The organism is Schleiferilactobacillus harbinensis (genome assembly GCF_008694105.1).
Classification (GTDB): Bacteria; Bacillota; Bacilli; order Lactobacillales; family Lactobacillaceae; genus Schleiferilactobacillus; species Schleiferilactobacillus harbinensis.
Genome location: NZ_CP041364.1, coordinates 2,892,731 through 2,906,496, shown reverse-complemented (window position 1 = coordinate 2,906,496; position 13,766 = coordinate 2,892,731). Strand labels below are relative to the sequence as shown.

14 protein-coding genes are annotated in these 13,766 nt (G+C 53.9%); 9 read left to right on the top strand and 5 right to left on the bottom strand.

Features of this window, described 5'->3' with window-relative positions; genetic code table 11:
• Nucleotides 1–109: 109 nt before the first annotated feature.
• The 7 genes from FMM01_RS16360 (at nucleotide 110) to FMM01_RS14330 (ending at nucleotide 5,704) form a co-directional block, all read left to right on the top strand.
• Nucleotides 110–256, top strand: coding sequence for a hypothetical protein (locus FMM01_RS16360; RefSeq protein ID WP_155827899.1), 147 nt, complete (start codon nucleotides 110–112; stop codon nucleotides 254–256).
• A 13-nt stretch (nucleotides 257–269) separates the two neighbouring features.
• Complete coding sequence (locus tag FMM01_RS14355; protein WP_150392974.1) at nucleotides 270–1,187, top strand: ABC transporter ATP-binding protein; 918 nt, start codon at nucleotides 270–272, stop codon at nucleotides 1,185–1,187.
• The gene (locus tag FMM01_RS14350) at nucleotides 1,156–1,947 is read left to right on the top strand and encodes an ABC transporter permease (RefSeq protein WP_150392973.1); all 792 of its coding nucleotides are present in this window, start codon (nucleotides 1,156–1,158) and stop codon (nucleotides 1,945–1,947) included. Before FMM01_RS14355 ends, FMM01_RS14350 begins: the two co-directional genes overlap by 32 nt.
• Nucleotides 1,913–3,046, top strand: coding sequence for a sensor histidine kinase (locus FMM01_RS14345; protein WP_223849968.1), 1,134 nt, complete (start codon nucleotides 1,913–1,915; stop codon nucleotides 3,044–3,046). Before FMM01_RS14350 ends, FMM01_RS14345 begins: the two co-directional genes overlap by 35 nt.
• Nucleotides 3,043–3,648 (top strand): response regulator transcription factor, encoded by a 606-nt coding sequence (locus FMM01_RS14340; RefSeq protein ID WP_150392972.1) that lies wholly within the window; start codon nucleotides 3,043–3,045, stop codon nucleotides 3,646–3,648. The genes FMM01_RS14345 and FMM01_RS14340 overlap by 4 nt, the downstream gene beginning before the upstream one ends.
• A gap of 64 nt (nucleotides 3,649–3,712) precedes the next feature.
• Nucleotides 3,713–4,951, top strand: a complete 1,239-nt coding sequence (locus FMM01_RS14335) for an MFS transporter (RefSeq protein ID WP_027828320.1) — start codon at nucleotides 3,713–3,715, stop codon at nucleotides 4,949–4,951.
• Between the two features lie 51 nt (nucleotides 4,952–5,002).
• Nucleotides 5,003–5,704, top strand: coding sequence for a beta/alpha barrel domain-containing protein (locus FMM01_RS14330; protein WP_027828321.1), 702 nt, complete (start codon nucleotides 5,003–5,005; stop codon nucleotides 5,702–5,704).
• Nucleotides 5,705–5,755: 51 nt separating this feature from the next.
• Here the strand turns inward: FMM01_RS14330 and FMM01_RS14325 are convergent, their stop codons facing one another.
• The 5 genes from FMM01_RS14325 to FMM01_RS14305 form a co-directional block, all read right to left on the bottom strand.
• The gene (locus FMM01_RS14325; RefSeq protein WP_150392971.1) at nucleotides 5,756–7,453 is read right to left on the bottom strand and encodes an oleate hydratase; all 1,698 of its coding nucleotides are present in this window, start codon (nucleotides 7,451–7,453) and stop codon (nucleotides 5,756–5,758) included.
• A 15-nt stretch (nucleotides 7,454–7,468) separates the two neighbouring features.
• On the bottom strand, nucleotides 7,469–7,603 hold the full coding sequence (locus FMM01_RS14320; protein WP_146994216.1) for a methanol dehydrogenase: 135 nt from the start codon (nucleotides 7,601–7,603) through the stop codon (nucleotides 7,469–7,471).
• 115 nt (nucleotides 7,604–7,718) lie between these two features.
• A complete protein-coding gene (locus FMM01_RS14315; protein WP_223849967.1) occupies nucleotides 7,719–8,288 on the bottom strand; it encodes a TetR/AcrR family transcriptional regulator in 570 nt (189 codons plus the stop codon).
• A 140-nt stretch (nucleotides 8,289–8,428) separates the two neighbouring features.
• Nucleotides 8,429–10,648 carry a helix-turn-helix transcriptional regulator gene (locus FMM01_RS14310; protein ID WP_150392970.1) on the bottom strand — a complete coding sequence of 740 codons (2,220 nt, stop codon included), beginning with the start codon at nucleotides 10,646–10,648 and terminating at the stop codon, nucleotides 8,429–8,431.
• The gene (locus FMM01_RS14305; protein ID WP_150392969.1) at nucleotides 10,635–11,300 is read right to left on the bottom strand and encodes a DUF624 domain-containing protein; all 666 of its coding nucleotides are present in this window, start codon (nucleotides 11,298–11,300) and stop codon (nucleotides 10,635–10,637) included. The genes FMM01_RS14310 and FMM01_RS14305 overlap by 14 nt, the downstream gene beginning before the upstream one ends.
• Nucleotides 11,301–11,842: 542 nt before the next feature.
• On the opposite strand from FMM01_RS14305, the gene FMM01_RS14300 reads away from it, so the two are divergent.
• Both FMM01_RS14300 and FMM01_RS14295 read left to right on the top strand, forming a co-directional pair.
• Complete coding sequence (locus FMM01_RS14300) at nucleotides 11,843–12,808, top strand: ABC transporter permease (RefSeq protein ID WP_146994219.1); 966 nt, start codon at nucleotides 11,843–11,845, stop codon at nucleotides 12,806–12,808.
• A 24-nt stretch (nucleotides 12,809–12,832) separates the two neighbouring features.
• Entirely contained in the window at nucleotides 12,833–13,753 is a 921-nt protein-coding gene (locus FMM01_RS14295; protein ID WP_150393313.1) for a carbohydrate ABC transporter permease, read from the top strand.
• The last annotated feature ends 13 nt before the right edge of the window (nucleotides 13,754–13,766 follow it).

Here is a 13,766-nt window from a genome sequence, read left to right as displayed (position 1 = left end):
CCGTGACATTTGTCATGTGCAAGTCATGACAGTCCGTACTACTGGCCCCGCCGGTTTTCTTATATTCTAAGTACATCAAGAAGAGCAAAACAAACGGAGGTTATCGATCATGAAAAAGTACATTAACAACGAAGCGGCTGACAAGCAGCCAGCGAATCCGTGGCACAACTCGAATTTCCGGATGCTGCACGCAGCTGTCTGGGGTATTTTCATCCCAGTTCTGTTTATCCTCAAGTACACCCTGCATTTATTCTAAGGAGGTGTCCGTCATGTCAAACCCTATTATTAGCCTGAACCACGTGGCCTTTGCCTACAATAAACAACCTGTCCTGCGGGACATTAACTTGACCATTCAACCCGGTGAGATCATCGGACTGGTCGGCCCCAACGGCGCGGGTAAAACCACCCTGCTGAACCTGATCCAGGGCATCCTGCCCTACGCCGCCGGGATCACCGTGTTCGGCGGGCAGCCGGGCAACCCGACCGCCAAAGCGGCCACCGGCTCCATGCTGCAGGGCAACCTGAAGCTGCCCCGGGTGCATGTTGCCGAGCTGATCAGTTTGATTGGCGACCAATACGCCAACCCGCTGCCCACCAGCGAGGTCCTGGCCCTGACGAACCTCACCGCCCAAGCTAACCAAAACGTCGCTACCCTCTCTGGCGGTCAGCTGCGTCGGGTGACCTTCGCCTGTGCCATTGTCCACCAGCCGCAGCTGCTCTTCCTGGATGAACCCACTGTGGGCATGGACGCCCAGGCCCGCCAGGAATTCTGGGACCTGATCAGCCGCATGCGGGCGCGGCACGTCACGATTATCATCACCAGCCATTATTTAGAAGAGATCCAGCACGTGGCCGACCGCATCGCCATCCTGCGTCAGGGCCGCTTCGCTTATGTCGGCCGCTGGGACCAGCTTCAAGCGGCCCACAACGGCGGCCAGATCAGCTTCACCACACCGCTGCCCCCGGCCACCTTTGCCCACCTGCCTGGTGTCACCCAGGTGGCCGCGACGGCCGATCACCTCACCTTGACCAGTCAAGACACCGATCTCACGGTGCAGGCCCTGGTGCCTTTCTTCCCCGATCTGCACCACTTCACGGCCACCCGCCAATCTCTGGAAACCATCTACCTCGATTTAGTGAAAGAAGACGACAAAAATGAAGAAGTTTTTCAACCAACTGCAGTTTGATGCCAAGCGGCTGTTCCTGCGCAACCCGCAATACACGTTCTTTGCCATCGCCATGCCCATCGGTTTCTATATTCTCTTCACCAAAGTGATGAGTTTTGGTACCGCCAGTGAGCTGACGGCCTTTGCCCGCAGCTACATGGGCAGCATGATCGTCTACAGTGTCGTCATCGGTGCCTTGTTCAGTTTGGCGGCGCTGATGCAGCATGATCGGCAGGTGGGCCTGGTGCAGACTCTGCAGCTGACCCCCAGCGGAACAACCTATTACTACGCCTCGCTAATCACCCTGATGGGCCTGCTCAACGCCCTGTCGGCGCTAGCAATCATGCTCGTGGCGGTCTTCGTGAACCAGGTGGCCCTGTCCCTGACCACGGGGCTGGGCGTGCTGGTGATTGCAGTCCTGGGCAGCATCCCGCTGATGATCATCGGTGTGCTGTACTCCCGCGTCCAATCCGTCGAACTGCTGAATGTCCTGAGCAACCTGACTTCATTCCCCCTGGCTATCATCAGTGGCCTCTGGTGGCCCCTGAACCTCCTGCCGACTTGGGCCCAGGCCATCGGCAAAGTGACCCCGACTTATCTCACGAATCACCTCCTGACCCGCTTTTTGGCCGGTCAAAGCCTGCCCGCTCATGATATGATGGGCATAGCCGGCTGGGCCGGGGGCATGATCATCCTGCTCTTTGTCCTGGCTACCTGGCAGAAAAAGGCAAAGGTCGTGATCCAGCATGGCAGCAAAGAAAGCCAGGCATCCGTACAATAGCCACATGGGCCGCGTGATCGGCTATGTATGGCTGCTCTATTTTCCCTATTCAATTCTTGATTATCTGCCCCCCAAGCAGCCCAGCGATTACCTTTGGCTGGCTGTGGCGGGGGTGTTCCTGGTCAATTATATTCTGGTCATGGAACGACCGAACACCTGGCGCGTCACGATTCCCCTGGAAGTCTTGGCCTGCTGTTTGTTTGCCATCTTTGCCCAGGGCTTCTATTTACTGATCTTCCCCGGCTGGCAGGTCGCGTCGATCTTGAGTAATTATCCCAAGCGCTGGTTCGCCGCTTTTCTCGTCGCTTACTACGGCTCCTTGATCATTGGTATCGCTGTACTGTATTGGCAGCACACCACCATTAACTGGAGTAGCTGGAGTGGCGGCGCGATCTGGGCCTTCATTTTTCCCGCTATCTCGCCTATCTTTTCCTATTCCTTCTCCAAATCCATCACCCGCTCGATCCGGCTGGCCCAGTCCAATAGCCGCCTGGAAGCGGTGGTGCGCCGGGGGGAACGGGAACGAATTGCCCGAGACCTGCACGACAACCTCGGCCAGTCCTTCTCCATGATCACGGTGAAAGCCCAATTGGCCCAAAAACTGTTGGCCAAGCAGCCGGACAAAGTGGCCGGCGAACTCCAGGACATTGCCGCGACCAGCCGCCAGAACCTGCAACTGGTACGCAACATCGTCAACGACCTGCGTCAAGAGAGTCTGGCCGACGTGCTCCTTGCCCAGGAAAAGAACCTGCGGGAAACTCGCATTACCCTGTACACCGAGGGGGAGCAAGCCGCCGATGCCTGGCCGACCAAATGTCAGGTTACCCTGGCCGCCGTCTTGCAGGAGGCGATCACCAATGTGATTCGCCACAGCCATGCCCGGCAAGTGACGGTGACGTTCACGGCCACGCCGGACCAATACCGGATGGCCGTGCAGGACAACGGGATTGGTAAAGATTATCACCGCACCAACTCCCATGGCGTCAGCGGCATGATCGAACGGGTGGAACAGGAACAGGGCAGCTTGACCATCGTCGCCAACCACATCGGCACCCTGGTCACGGCCACATTGCCAAGAAAGGAGGCGCACAGCGCATGATCAGTTTGTATTTAGCTGAAGACCAAAGCCTGCTGGCTTCTGCACTGGCTCAGCTGCTGGGACTAGAAGATGACCTCCATGTACTGGGCACCGCCGCCGACGGCCAGCAAGCCTGGCTGGACATTTCCCGGGAAATACCGGACATTGCCATTTTAGACATCGAAATGCCCAAAGCCACTGGGCTGGACGTGGCCGATTGGATCCACCAGGCGGGTATCAAAACGAAGGTCATTATCCTCACGACTTTCGCCCAGCAAGCCTACTTCGAACGGGCGGTCAAGGCCCAGGTCAACGGCTACTTGCTGAAAGATCTGCCCAGTGATGACCTGGTCGCAGACATCCGCAAGATCTACGCCGGGGCCACGATTTATTCCCCTGAATTGGTGCAGAACATGATCACCGCCAGCAAGAATCCCTTGACTGAGCGGGAAATGGATGTTCTTCGCGCCGCGGCCGACGGTGCCAGCACTAAAGAAATCGCCGCGGTTCTCTTTTTGTCAGAAGGGACCGTCCGCAATTATCTTTCCGCTATTTTCAGCAAACTCGCCGTCCACAACCGGATGGAAGCGGTCCATTTGGCCCAACAAAATAAATGGCTCTAGACCAGCCTTGACGACCCTGCCTATAATGGGAGTTATACACTCTGATTGAAAGCAGGATTTTTTTGTGAAAAGACTACGAGGATTACGCGATTTACAAGGGTGGCAGCGAAACTTGGCTGTCCTTTGGCTGGGGACGTTCATTGCCGGCATGGGCTTCAGCGAGATCTCCCCATTTCTGTCCCTCTATGTGTCAGAAATGGGCGACTTCACCAAGAGCGAGCTGTCCATGTATTCCGGGGTAACGTTCGCTGCCACCTTCCTGGTCGTGGCCCTCGTGTCGCCGCTGTGGGGCCGGCTGGCCGACCGGCGCGGGCGCAAGCTGATGCTGCTGCGCTCCAGTCTCGGCATGGCGTTCATCATTGGCGCCACCGGCTTTGTCCACAATATTTGGGCCTTGATCGGCCTACGGGCGCTGCAGGGCCTCGTGTCCGGGTATATTCCCAATGCCAGTGCCCTGATTGCAACCGAAACGCCGAAGGAACACAGCGGGGCGGCCATCGGCATTTTGACCACCGGGATGGTGTCTGGGAACTTGATTGGACCTGTTTTGGGCGGCTTTCTTGCCCAGGTCTTCTCCATCCGGCTGACCTTCGTCATCACCGGATTCCTGCTGCTCATCGTGTTCTTCTTAAGTCTGACTCTGGTCCACGAGCACTATCAGCCCAGTCCGGCATTATTGAACAAACAGAAGCGGCCATCCCTGTTGAGTCAGGTCAAAAACCCCAAAGCGATCATGACCCTGCTGATTTCGACCATGATCATTCAGGTCGGCAACATGTCGGTCTATCCGATCATCAGCCTGTACGTCAAAGAACTGATGCATAACGTCGGGCCCATCGCTCTGGTGGCGGGCCTGATCGCCGCGCTGCCTGGTATTTCCAACTTAATTGCCGCCCCCCGATTGGGCCGGCTGGGGGACCGGTACGGCAGTGGTAAGATTTTAATTTTCGGCTACATATTTGCCGTGCTCATGTATATTCCCCAAGGTATCGTCGGCAGTGTCTGGGCCTTAGCCTTCTTCCGGTTGATGATCGGTGTTTCCGATGGCGCCCTGTTTCCCACTGTCCAGACCTTGCTGTCCAAGGGCACACCCCAGGATTATACTGGGACAGTGTTCAGCTGGAACCAGTCTTTTCAGGCACTGGGCAGTGTCATTGGGTCACTGATGGGCGGCTTCGTCACCAGTTTGTTCGACTATAACGGGTGTTTCCTCTTCACTGCCGGCTGTCTCGCCCTGAACTTCATTCTGGTCATTCTTTTTATTCCCGAATTGCGCTTAAAGAACTTGCGCCGCGCCCAGTAATTAGCGTATTATCAAGCAATCATCTGGTATCGCGAAAGGAGCTTTATATTTATGGATCGTCCCTTGAAGACTGTCCCCAACCTCACTTCCCAACTGCGCCAAGACATTGTGGAATCACCGAAAGTCATTCGCAACGCGTCTGGCATTCGCTTGTTTGGCCAGCGCATCAAAAGTATCGTCTACACCACTGATGTGGCCGTGATTGCCAACTGTGACGCCGATGCCGTGTTAGCCGTCTATCCCTGGACACCGAACACCCGCATCCTCGATGCCATCAGCCGGGTATCTAACGTGCCCATTCTCGCCGGTATCGGCGGCGGCCTGACGAAGGGCCTGCGCTCTGCGACCGTCGGCCGATTTGCGGAAGAAAACGGCGCCCAGGCTGTCGTCATGAACGCTCCGGCCACCATGACGACCATTGCCAGCGTGGAGCGGATCGTGGACGTCCCGATCATTTACACCGTGGTCAACCGCAATACCGATCTGATTTCCCGGGTCCATGCCGGCGTTGATGCCTTCAATGTCGCCGGCGGCAAAGACACCGCCGACTTGGTCCGCTGGGTACGGGAGACGCTGAAAGACACGGATCCCAACTTCCCGATCATTGCCTCCGGCGGCCGCACCGATGAACAGATCAGTGCCACGATCGCCGCTGGTGCCAACGCCATTACCTTCACGGCGTACGGCATCTCTGAGCAGACCTTCCATGAAAAAATGGAGCACTATCGCGACGAACATCAAGAAAATGAGTAATGAAAAGCGCTTGGCCATTTCCCCGGCCAAGCGCTTTTCTACTGCCAAAAATTATTCAAACATTTTCTTCGATGCCCGCAGCAAGGTCGGGATATCCTTGTCGTAGCGCGGAGTCTTCACTAAGTGGGACATTGGAATGCCCGCAAAGTGATAGGCCGCAATTTCGCCGGAACGGACAGCGCTTTGTTCCGTGAAGACCATCTGGAACGGCTGCTCCGCGAACTCGCCGGTAAAGGCCAGATTCGTGGAATGGGCCGGAATCACCAGCGGCCGGTCGCTCTTGGCCCGGTTATTAAACAACGCGGACGCATAGGGCATGTGTACTGGAATATTGTTGATGATGCTGGCCAGGATCTCGTCTTCCTTGTCCTTGATGTTCCCCGGACCCGGATCGACCTTGGCCAATTGGCCGATCAATTCCTGGGCCATTTCTTTACCGGTCATTTCGATATACGGCTTATCGATGAACTCGCCGTGCCGGCGGGGATACAGGAAGTAGCCCCAAATGACTGTTTCATTCGGCTTCTGCGTCGTGAAGTGGGGTTGATGGTGGACCACGATGGACATGTTCACGTCTTTTTGACCCAGATTGGTGATCGGCGTCGTGGACAAGAAGGAATTCAGGGCATTCCCCGGCTGCTGAGTGGTGATCCGGGCGATTTCTTCCAGCAGCAGATGATTCTTTGTGGTCAAAGTGAAGCTGGTCCATTCACTGGCGTTGCGATCCGCAAAGAATTTGTCAGGATTGCCTACGTTGTAGAAACGTTCGGCAACTTTCTTCCACAGGGACGCGGCGGCACCGTAGTCCATGTTTTCACCCGCCGGGGTATCGTAATCCCCCATCGTCGTGGAATCGGTGATCGAACCATTGGTGAACAGCACAGCAGTATCGTCGGGTACATCAACGTGTTCTTCGTCTCCGGTCTCGGTATTCGTCATGTGGATGCCGGTGACTGTGATCTCATCCTGCATCGGCGTGTCTTGGAAATCAAAGTCTGTGACCCGGCGGTTCAGCACAATATGACAACCCTGGTCCTGCAAATACTTGACCAACGGCAGCATAATGCTTTCGTACTGGTTGTACCGGGTCCGATTGACACCAACCAAGTGCTCAATCTGAGTAAATTCATAGATCATCATGTGCATGTAGCGGCGCAGTTCTTGGGCGGAGCTTTGGACGCGGAAGGCAAAAGTAGTTTCCCACATGTACCAGAAATTCGTCTGGAACATATGCGGATCATCGGCGAAGTAGTCGGCGATCGATACATTATCCAGCTTTTCTTCCTCAGAATCCGGCATCATCACCAGCTTCGTCAGGAGCATCCGGTCCTTGTTATCCAAACCCAGGTGGCCGCCGTTGATGATGCCTTTGCCGCCCTCCAGCAAGCGAGCCTTATCGAAAGTCCGGTGTTTGGCGTCAAAATCGCGGGTATCTTCTGCCGCCGTCATGCTCTCTTCGGTGACACTGGGAATGCGGTCCAGCAAGTCCATCAAATCAACATACGTCCGGTAGTTGAGCATCCGGCCGCCCCGGGCCACGTAACCCTTGGTATTTTCCAACGGATGGTTCTTGTTCCAATATTCATCCGCCTGGGTCGTGGCACTGGAGCCGTCGTTACTCCCGTGATCGTCCAGGGAATAGAACGTGATATTATCCCCAGACCAATGCGCCTCTTGAATTAAATAAACCGCTGCCGCCATGTTGGCCAAACCGGCACCGATCATGATTACTTTTTGTTTGCGAGCCATTATGCTGCCTCCTTATTAATCTTGTTTCGGTTCAAACGGGGCATAAGCGGCCGCGTCATCCGTGAATAATTCTGATTTTTTCGCTAAATACGCCGTAGCCGCGATCAACGCCGATGCGACGAGCAATTTGCATACTGTACCTTTTTTCATGAGTAACGACTCCTTTCGCAGAGACCAATTCGTTTCAACAGTTATAGTCTATGCCGGCAGTTGCGCAAAAAAAATAGACAACCTTGGGCAGTTGCCCAAATTGTCTATTTCTTAACTATTGTGCCTGGCTATTCTTGATGGCGTTGGCCACGCTGCCGTCCAGCATGATCTCCGCCCGGCGAATCAAGTCCGCCGGTGCTTCCTGCAAATCATTGCGCAGCCATTGCACCACTTGCATCACCAGCGCCCAGCCGTAGAAATTCACGATACTCTGTTCCAGCACCGCCGGCGCCTGAGGGTCCACATCCTCTACCACCCCGCGGACCATGCTGCTGGCCGCAGAGTACAGGAAGTTCTCCAATAGATCGCGGCCCACGGAACGGAAGGTCTGCAAACAGAACTGCTGATTCGCGGCAATATAATCCAGAATCATCCGATACGCCGTCTGCCAGCGATCTACTTTGAGGTACCCGGACAGCTGGGTGACCACTTCCTGCTCGTAGATCCATTCCAATAGATCGTAAATGTCAGTGAAGTGGTAGTAAAACGTGTTCCGGGTAACTTTGGTCTGCTGGGTGAGCAGGCCAATCGTGATCCGGTCCACCGGCATGGTTTCCATGTCTTTTTTTAACGCTTCGGCTAAGCGCCATTGGGTATCATCCTTGGCGATGACGCACCATCTCATTTCTATTGAGTCTTTGGGTCTATCATACCAGGTTCTGCTGCTTAGATTATTCCCCGGGAAATAATTCACAATGACTGTCACAATTCTCTACAGTATCAAAATAAAGTATGCACCACGTCGGTCCATGTATCACATACTGGTCAGTTACTCTCTGCCAGTTCGCTGACCCGATGCAGCCGTCGATACTGGCTAGGGGTCACCCCATTGATCTGCTTAAACTTCCGCGTGAAATTGGCCACATCATAATACCCGTTAGCCGTAACAATTTCTTTGATTGGCGCATCCGTATACACCAACCCGATGCGAATCCGTTCCATCCGCAAATCAGTGACGAAAGTTGTGAATTTCTCGCCAGTCGTTTCCTTAACGAAGTGGCTGGCATACGACACAGATAAATGAAATTGTTCGGCCACATCAACCAGCGATAACAAGGGTGAACAGGCATTGGCCGCAATGAACGACCGGATTGCAGTCTCCATGTCCATGGACGAAAATGTGTCGTCTTCCTGGGGCGCGGTCATCTTCTGGATAATTTCTAATAACAGCCCGTGCAACTCATTGAACGATGCGGCAGATAGCAGTTTCTGCACATAGGCCTCGTCCACCTGCTGATGCTGACGATAATCTGCCTTCAAGATTTGACTGATTAAATTTGCCATCGGCAGATCCACTGCAGCCTCTGGCCGATAGCTTTGACTGGCATGGTTAAAAAGTGCCTCAAAGGCCTCCTGGGCCATCGCCGCATTGCCCTGGGCCAGTGAATTGGCAAGTTTCAACTCATTATCCACATCAAACAAGCCTTCGTCGTCAGCAGCGGCCCGTTTCTGATAAAAGCTGACTTTTTCGTCCGCGCCGGGCAAATTGGTCATTTGCGCGGTGACCGCCTCGATATAGGCTTCGTGCAGCAGCTCTAATGCTGCCACCGGCTGACCGGCAAAAAGCGGAGCCAGACTCGCGGGACTAAGTTCATCCCGCACCACCCCCAGTATGTCCGCCGGGTTGATTGCCGTGCCGTAATTCACCAGTACGATCACTTCAGCGTGACTGGTCCGGTGAGCAAAATACACCGTATAGTCGTTGCCCACCACCGGTGTGGCCAGCATTTGATCATCCAAAGCAGCCAAATCGGTCATAATGCTGACCACATAGTGAGAATGAGCAAACGCGAGCTGGGCAAGCCCCAATAAGCGATGGATCGTCATCGAATCATTCACTCGGCCGCTAATGATCATTTGCAAAACTTGATTGCGGACAAAGGGCAATCTAATTTTCTCTTTGGCGACGATTTCTTGATGATTGGCGACGTAAAGCTGAATCGCCCTTTGCAAGTTGTCGAGTTCCGATCGAGAGGCAATGATTGCCGTGTCGGTTTGCGGCACAACCGCCGCCAGTTCCCGAATTTCCCGATATTGCCGCCGGCTCAGATGCCAACTCAGTAAAGCCCCGGCGGCCAGCAGCGCGATAAATAACCAGGCATACCGCCGCAGCATCATCAAGATGGCCGGCCAGGAAGACCCCGGTGCCGTCAAGGAAACGACTTGGAACAAATTGCCGTTCCCAGTGGTCCGACTCATTTGAAATTGGGCTTTGCCAGCAAATTGCTGCCAGTCCTTGGTCCGATTTGTGAGCGGCAGGGTTTGCCCATCCAGAGTCGCGCTGGAGACAATCCGGCCTTGACCGACCAGTAAGGCGATGGCTTGATCAGAAATGTCGGCTGCGTCTTGCAGTTTTTGATGAATCTGATCCACATTAAGCACATAGAAAGCCATCCCCCTCGGCGCCGCCCCCGGAGCCGGAATAATCGGCGTGGCAAACGTTAATTGACCAGTTTGCCCGCCATTAGTGGGGGTAAACAGCATCATCGGCGTCACCGTATGCAATAACGATCGAATCTGCCGGTTCATCTCCGGCCCTTCCGGCATCATGCCGTATTTGAAGAGCGTTGGCGTAAGGTCGTAGGTGCCATCAGTCGCGTAGAGCAAATCCGGAGTCAGGCGCGAATAGATGAATATTTTTTGAATGAGCGTGCTGCTTAAATCATACCGGGCCAACGCGTTGGTAATATCTTTGTACGTCAAATAATCTTGGTCTGCCGGGGCTAATGCTGCATCCAGCGCCATTTGGTTGGTAGTCACCAGCATGTGATCCACCATGGCATTCAGCTCACTGGTCACACTGGTCAGAGTCCGTTCCTGGCCAGTGGTAATGGCCACCCGCTGCTCATGCCACTCGCGAGTCAGCCAGCTGCCGGTAAGCACTAGCACGGGCACTAGGAATATTAGCAGAAACGACATCAGGTATGTGGTCAATAGGCGGCGGGGCCGGCCCCCGATCCGCCGCACTGATTTACTCAGCCGCATGCTGCATCACCGCTTCAACATGCTGGCAGGATTGATAGGAAAACCAAACTACCGGCGTCAGATATAACGGAACAAGCGCTACAAACGTGAGCATCGGAAAAATGACCAGCAGCCCGGTCGCCAGTATCGAGCTGATAATGATGGCCAATGTGTTAGAAATTTTGGCCACAGAAATAATGAGCGTTTGCCGGAAATATTGCCAAAACCGTAATGAATACCGGGCATAGATTGTAAACGCGTAAAGCCAATACAGCATCGCCATGATCAACAACACGATTAATCCATATTGAATCATTGGCGAGTGCAGCCAAGCCTTGTTCACGGCTAAATCGACCAGCAGCACGCCCACCGCGGCCGCACCAATATAGCCAATACCATTAAATTCCCAAAATGATTGCCGATAGAATTGCCGGAATTCCTGATATAGTGCCGCGAAAGTGTTGCGCTGATCACCAAACATACTGTCTGTGGCGTCAGCCGGTTCGACGATCCGGCGCAAAATAATCTTGGCGCTGGCCGCTAATGCCGGAAAAATACCCAGCACAATACCGCCCGCCAACGTGAAGAGGAGAAAAAGAAACTGCAGCTTGATCCCCAACAACAACGTCTGCCCTGCCTTTAGGGCGAGTTTAATGATCCCCCGTTGTTCCATGTGGTGCCACTTCCCTTCATGATAATAACTGGTGCCTCACCGGTTCAATGCTGAATTCCTCCGGGTCAGCACTGCCCCATCCCTCCTTATTACGCCGCACTAAGCGACACTTCTCCCTGACTCATTTTGTTGTAAGCCATGCAATGTTCCGCCTGCTTTCCCCACTGGCCGGTCCCGCTGGCGGTGCCCTTTACAGCAAACCGCACCCCAGCAGAATCACCAAAAGTACATAGTTTTCGGCGGACTGCATCGTCCCATTGATCTAAGAAATTATCAAGACCATATAAGTTAGCGCTTACAACACCAGTATAATGGGCTTGTCAAGCGAAAACAAATAAAACCGGTTGAACACACAAACGACATAGCGCCTTGAAACCACATATTGCCAGGACTTGACGCAGGCTTTATGGTGACGATAGTGAAAGGGGTTGCATAAATGACAACAGTTGCCGGGGAACTGGGGGGAAGAGATTGCTGGCGAGACCCAGTTGCACCTCTGTTCTGCGGCTAACACTAGCAAAAATCAAAAGGAGCTGAACATCATGGCAGACTCTGTGCAAGTAGCGGCCAGCCCGCCGCAAAAGAAGAAAAAACGGCGGGCGCGGCTGTTTGATCCGAAACGGTTAAAGAAAAATTGGGAACTCTACGTGCTGATCATTCCCACGTTCCTGAGCTTCTTGGTGTTCTCATACATCCCGATGTACGGCGTGCTGATCGCCTTCAAGGATTATGTACCTGTATTAGGTATCTGGGATTCCCCGTGGGTCGGGTTCAAATACTTCCAACAATTCTTTAGTTCTTACTATTTCTGGGACCTGATTCGAAACACCATCGGCATTCAAGTGTACGGCCTCGTCGTCGGCTTTCCATTGCCGATTATTTTGGCCCTCGCCCTGAATGAAATGAAGGACGGCTTCTGGAAGAAATTCAGTCAAACCGTCACCTATGCGCCCAACTTCATCTCCGTCGTCGTCATGGGCGGGATGATCATCGCCTTCCTGGACCCCTCCACCGGGATCATCAACCACGTTATCCAGGCGCTCGGAATCAAACCCATCGCCTTCATGAGCGATCCCAAATGGTTCAAGACAGTGTATGTTCTTTCCGGCGTCTGGCAAGGGACCGGCTGGGGCTCCGTCATCTACTTGGCCGCCCTAGCCGGGGTCGATCCTGCGCTGCACGAGGCCGCCATTGTGGACGGCGCCAGTCGGATCCAACGCATTTGGCACATTAATTTACCCGCCATCGTACCGACCATGGTCATCTTGCTCATCATGAACGTCGGCAGTCTGTTCTCCATGGGTTACGAAAAGATCTTACTGCTGCAGAATCCGCTGAACCTCTCATCGTCTAATGTAATCGCTACCTTCGTCTACAAGCAGGGGCTGCTGGACGGGCAATACAGTTACGCCGCCGCCGTCGGTTTGTTTAATTCCGCGATCAACGCCATTCTGCTGATCATCGTGAATAAGATTGCCCAAAAAGTGTCCGACACCAGTCTATGGTAGAAGGGAGACTGACCAACCATGCAATTGCATACGAACCATCTCGTTAAAGATACCAAGGCCGATCGCATCTTCAAGGTCTTCCTTTACCTGTTCATTGCGCTGGCTGTTCTGCTCGTCATTTATCCCTTGATCTATATTATCTCCGCCTCCCTCAGCAGCCCGGAAAGTGTCAACAGCGGTGCCATGTGGCTGCTGCCGAAGGGTTTCAACTGGGAAGGATACAAAGTCATCTTCAACTATGGCGATATTTGGCGCGGCTACGGCATGACCATTTTCTACACCGTCACCGGGACCGCCGTCAGTCTCGCCCTCACAATTCCTTGTGCTTACGCCATTTCCCGGAAAGACTTCTCTGGCCGGGCCTGGTTCACAAACTTCATGCTGGTCACGATGTTTGTCGGCGGCGGGTTGATTCCCACCTACCTGTTGATTCGCACCTTAGGCTGGGTCAACACTGTCTGGGCGCTGATCATTCCTGGCGCCGCCAGTATCTACAACATTATCGTGACCCGGGCATTCTTCCAGGGCAATATTCCTTGGGAAATGCAGGAAGCAGCGATCATTGACGGCGCCAGCGATTTCCAACTTTTCTTCAAGATCGTCTTGCCTTTATCTGCGCCAATCATCGCCGTCATGGCCCTCTTCTACGGGGTTGGCCAATGGAACAGCTACTTTGGCGCCCTGGTTTATCTGCAGAACAAGAATCTCTATCCATTGCAGATGGTGCTGCGTCAAATTCTGGTGCTGCAGGACATGCAGACTGGCGCCGCCACTGGTGCCACCGTCACTGAAGCAACAGCAAAAGCGGCTTATTCCCAAGCCCAGCTGGTCGCTGTCATCAAATATGGCGTCATGATCGTGTCGTCCCTGCCCGTCATTATCATTTATCCGTTCTTACAGCGTTTCTTCGTCAAAGGGGTCCTGATTGGATCACTGAAAGGTTAGAAAGGGGAAACAC

Excerpts from the sequence above, each read along its gene's own strand:
- FMM01_RS16360 (WP_155827899.1), top strand. The coding sequence starts at position 110 with ATGAAAAAGTACATTAACAACGAAGCGGCTGACAAGCAGCCAGCGAAT.
- FMM01_RS14355 (WP_150392974.1), top strand. The coding sequence starts at position 270 with ATGTCAAACCCTATTATTAGCCTGAACCACGTGGCCTTTGCCTACAAT.
- FMM01_RS14350 (WP_150392973.1), top strand. The coding sequence starts at position 1,156 with ATGAAGAAGTTTTTCAACCAACTGCAGTTTGATGCCAAGCGGCTGTTC.
- FMM01_RS14345 (WP_223849968.1), top strand. The coding sequence starts at position 1,913 with ATGGCAGCAAAGAAAGCCAGGCATCCGTACAATAGCCACATGGGCCGC.
- FMM01_RS14340 (WP_150392972.1), top strand. The coding sequence starts at position 3,043 with ATGATCAGTTTGTATTTAGCTGAAGACCAAAGCCTGCTGGCTTCTGCA.
- FMM01_RS14330 (WP_027828321.1), top strand. The coding sequence starts at position 5,003 with ATGGATCGTCCCTTGAAGACTGTCCCCAACCTCACTTCCCAACTGCGC.
- FMM01_RS14325 (WP_150392971.1), bottom strand. The coding sequence starts at position 7,453 with ATGGCTCGCAAACAAAAAGTAATCATGATCGGTGCCGGTTTGGCCAAC.
- FMM01_RS14320 (WP_146994216.1), bottom strand. The coding sequence starts at position 7,603 with ATGAAAAAAGGTACAGTATGCAAATTGCTCGTCGCATCGGCGTTGATC.
- FMM01_RS14315 (WP_223849967.1), bottom strand. The coding sequence starts at position 8,288 with ATGAGATGGTGCGTCATCGCCAAGGATGATACCCAATGGCGCTTAGCC.
- FMM01_RS14310 (WP_150392970.1), bottom strand. The coding sequence starts at position 10,648 with ATGCGGCTGAGTAAATCAGTGCGGCGGATCGGGGGCCGGCCCCGCCGC.
- FMM01_RS14305 (WP_150392969.1), bottom strand. The coding sequence starts at position 11,300 with ATGGAACAACGGGGGATCATTAAACTCGCCCTAAAGGCAGGGCAGACG.
- FMM01_RS14300 (WP_146994219.1), top strand. The coding sequence starts at position 11,843 with ATGGCAGACTCTGTGCAAGTAGCGGCCAGCCCGCCGCAAAAGAAGAAA.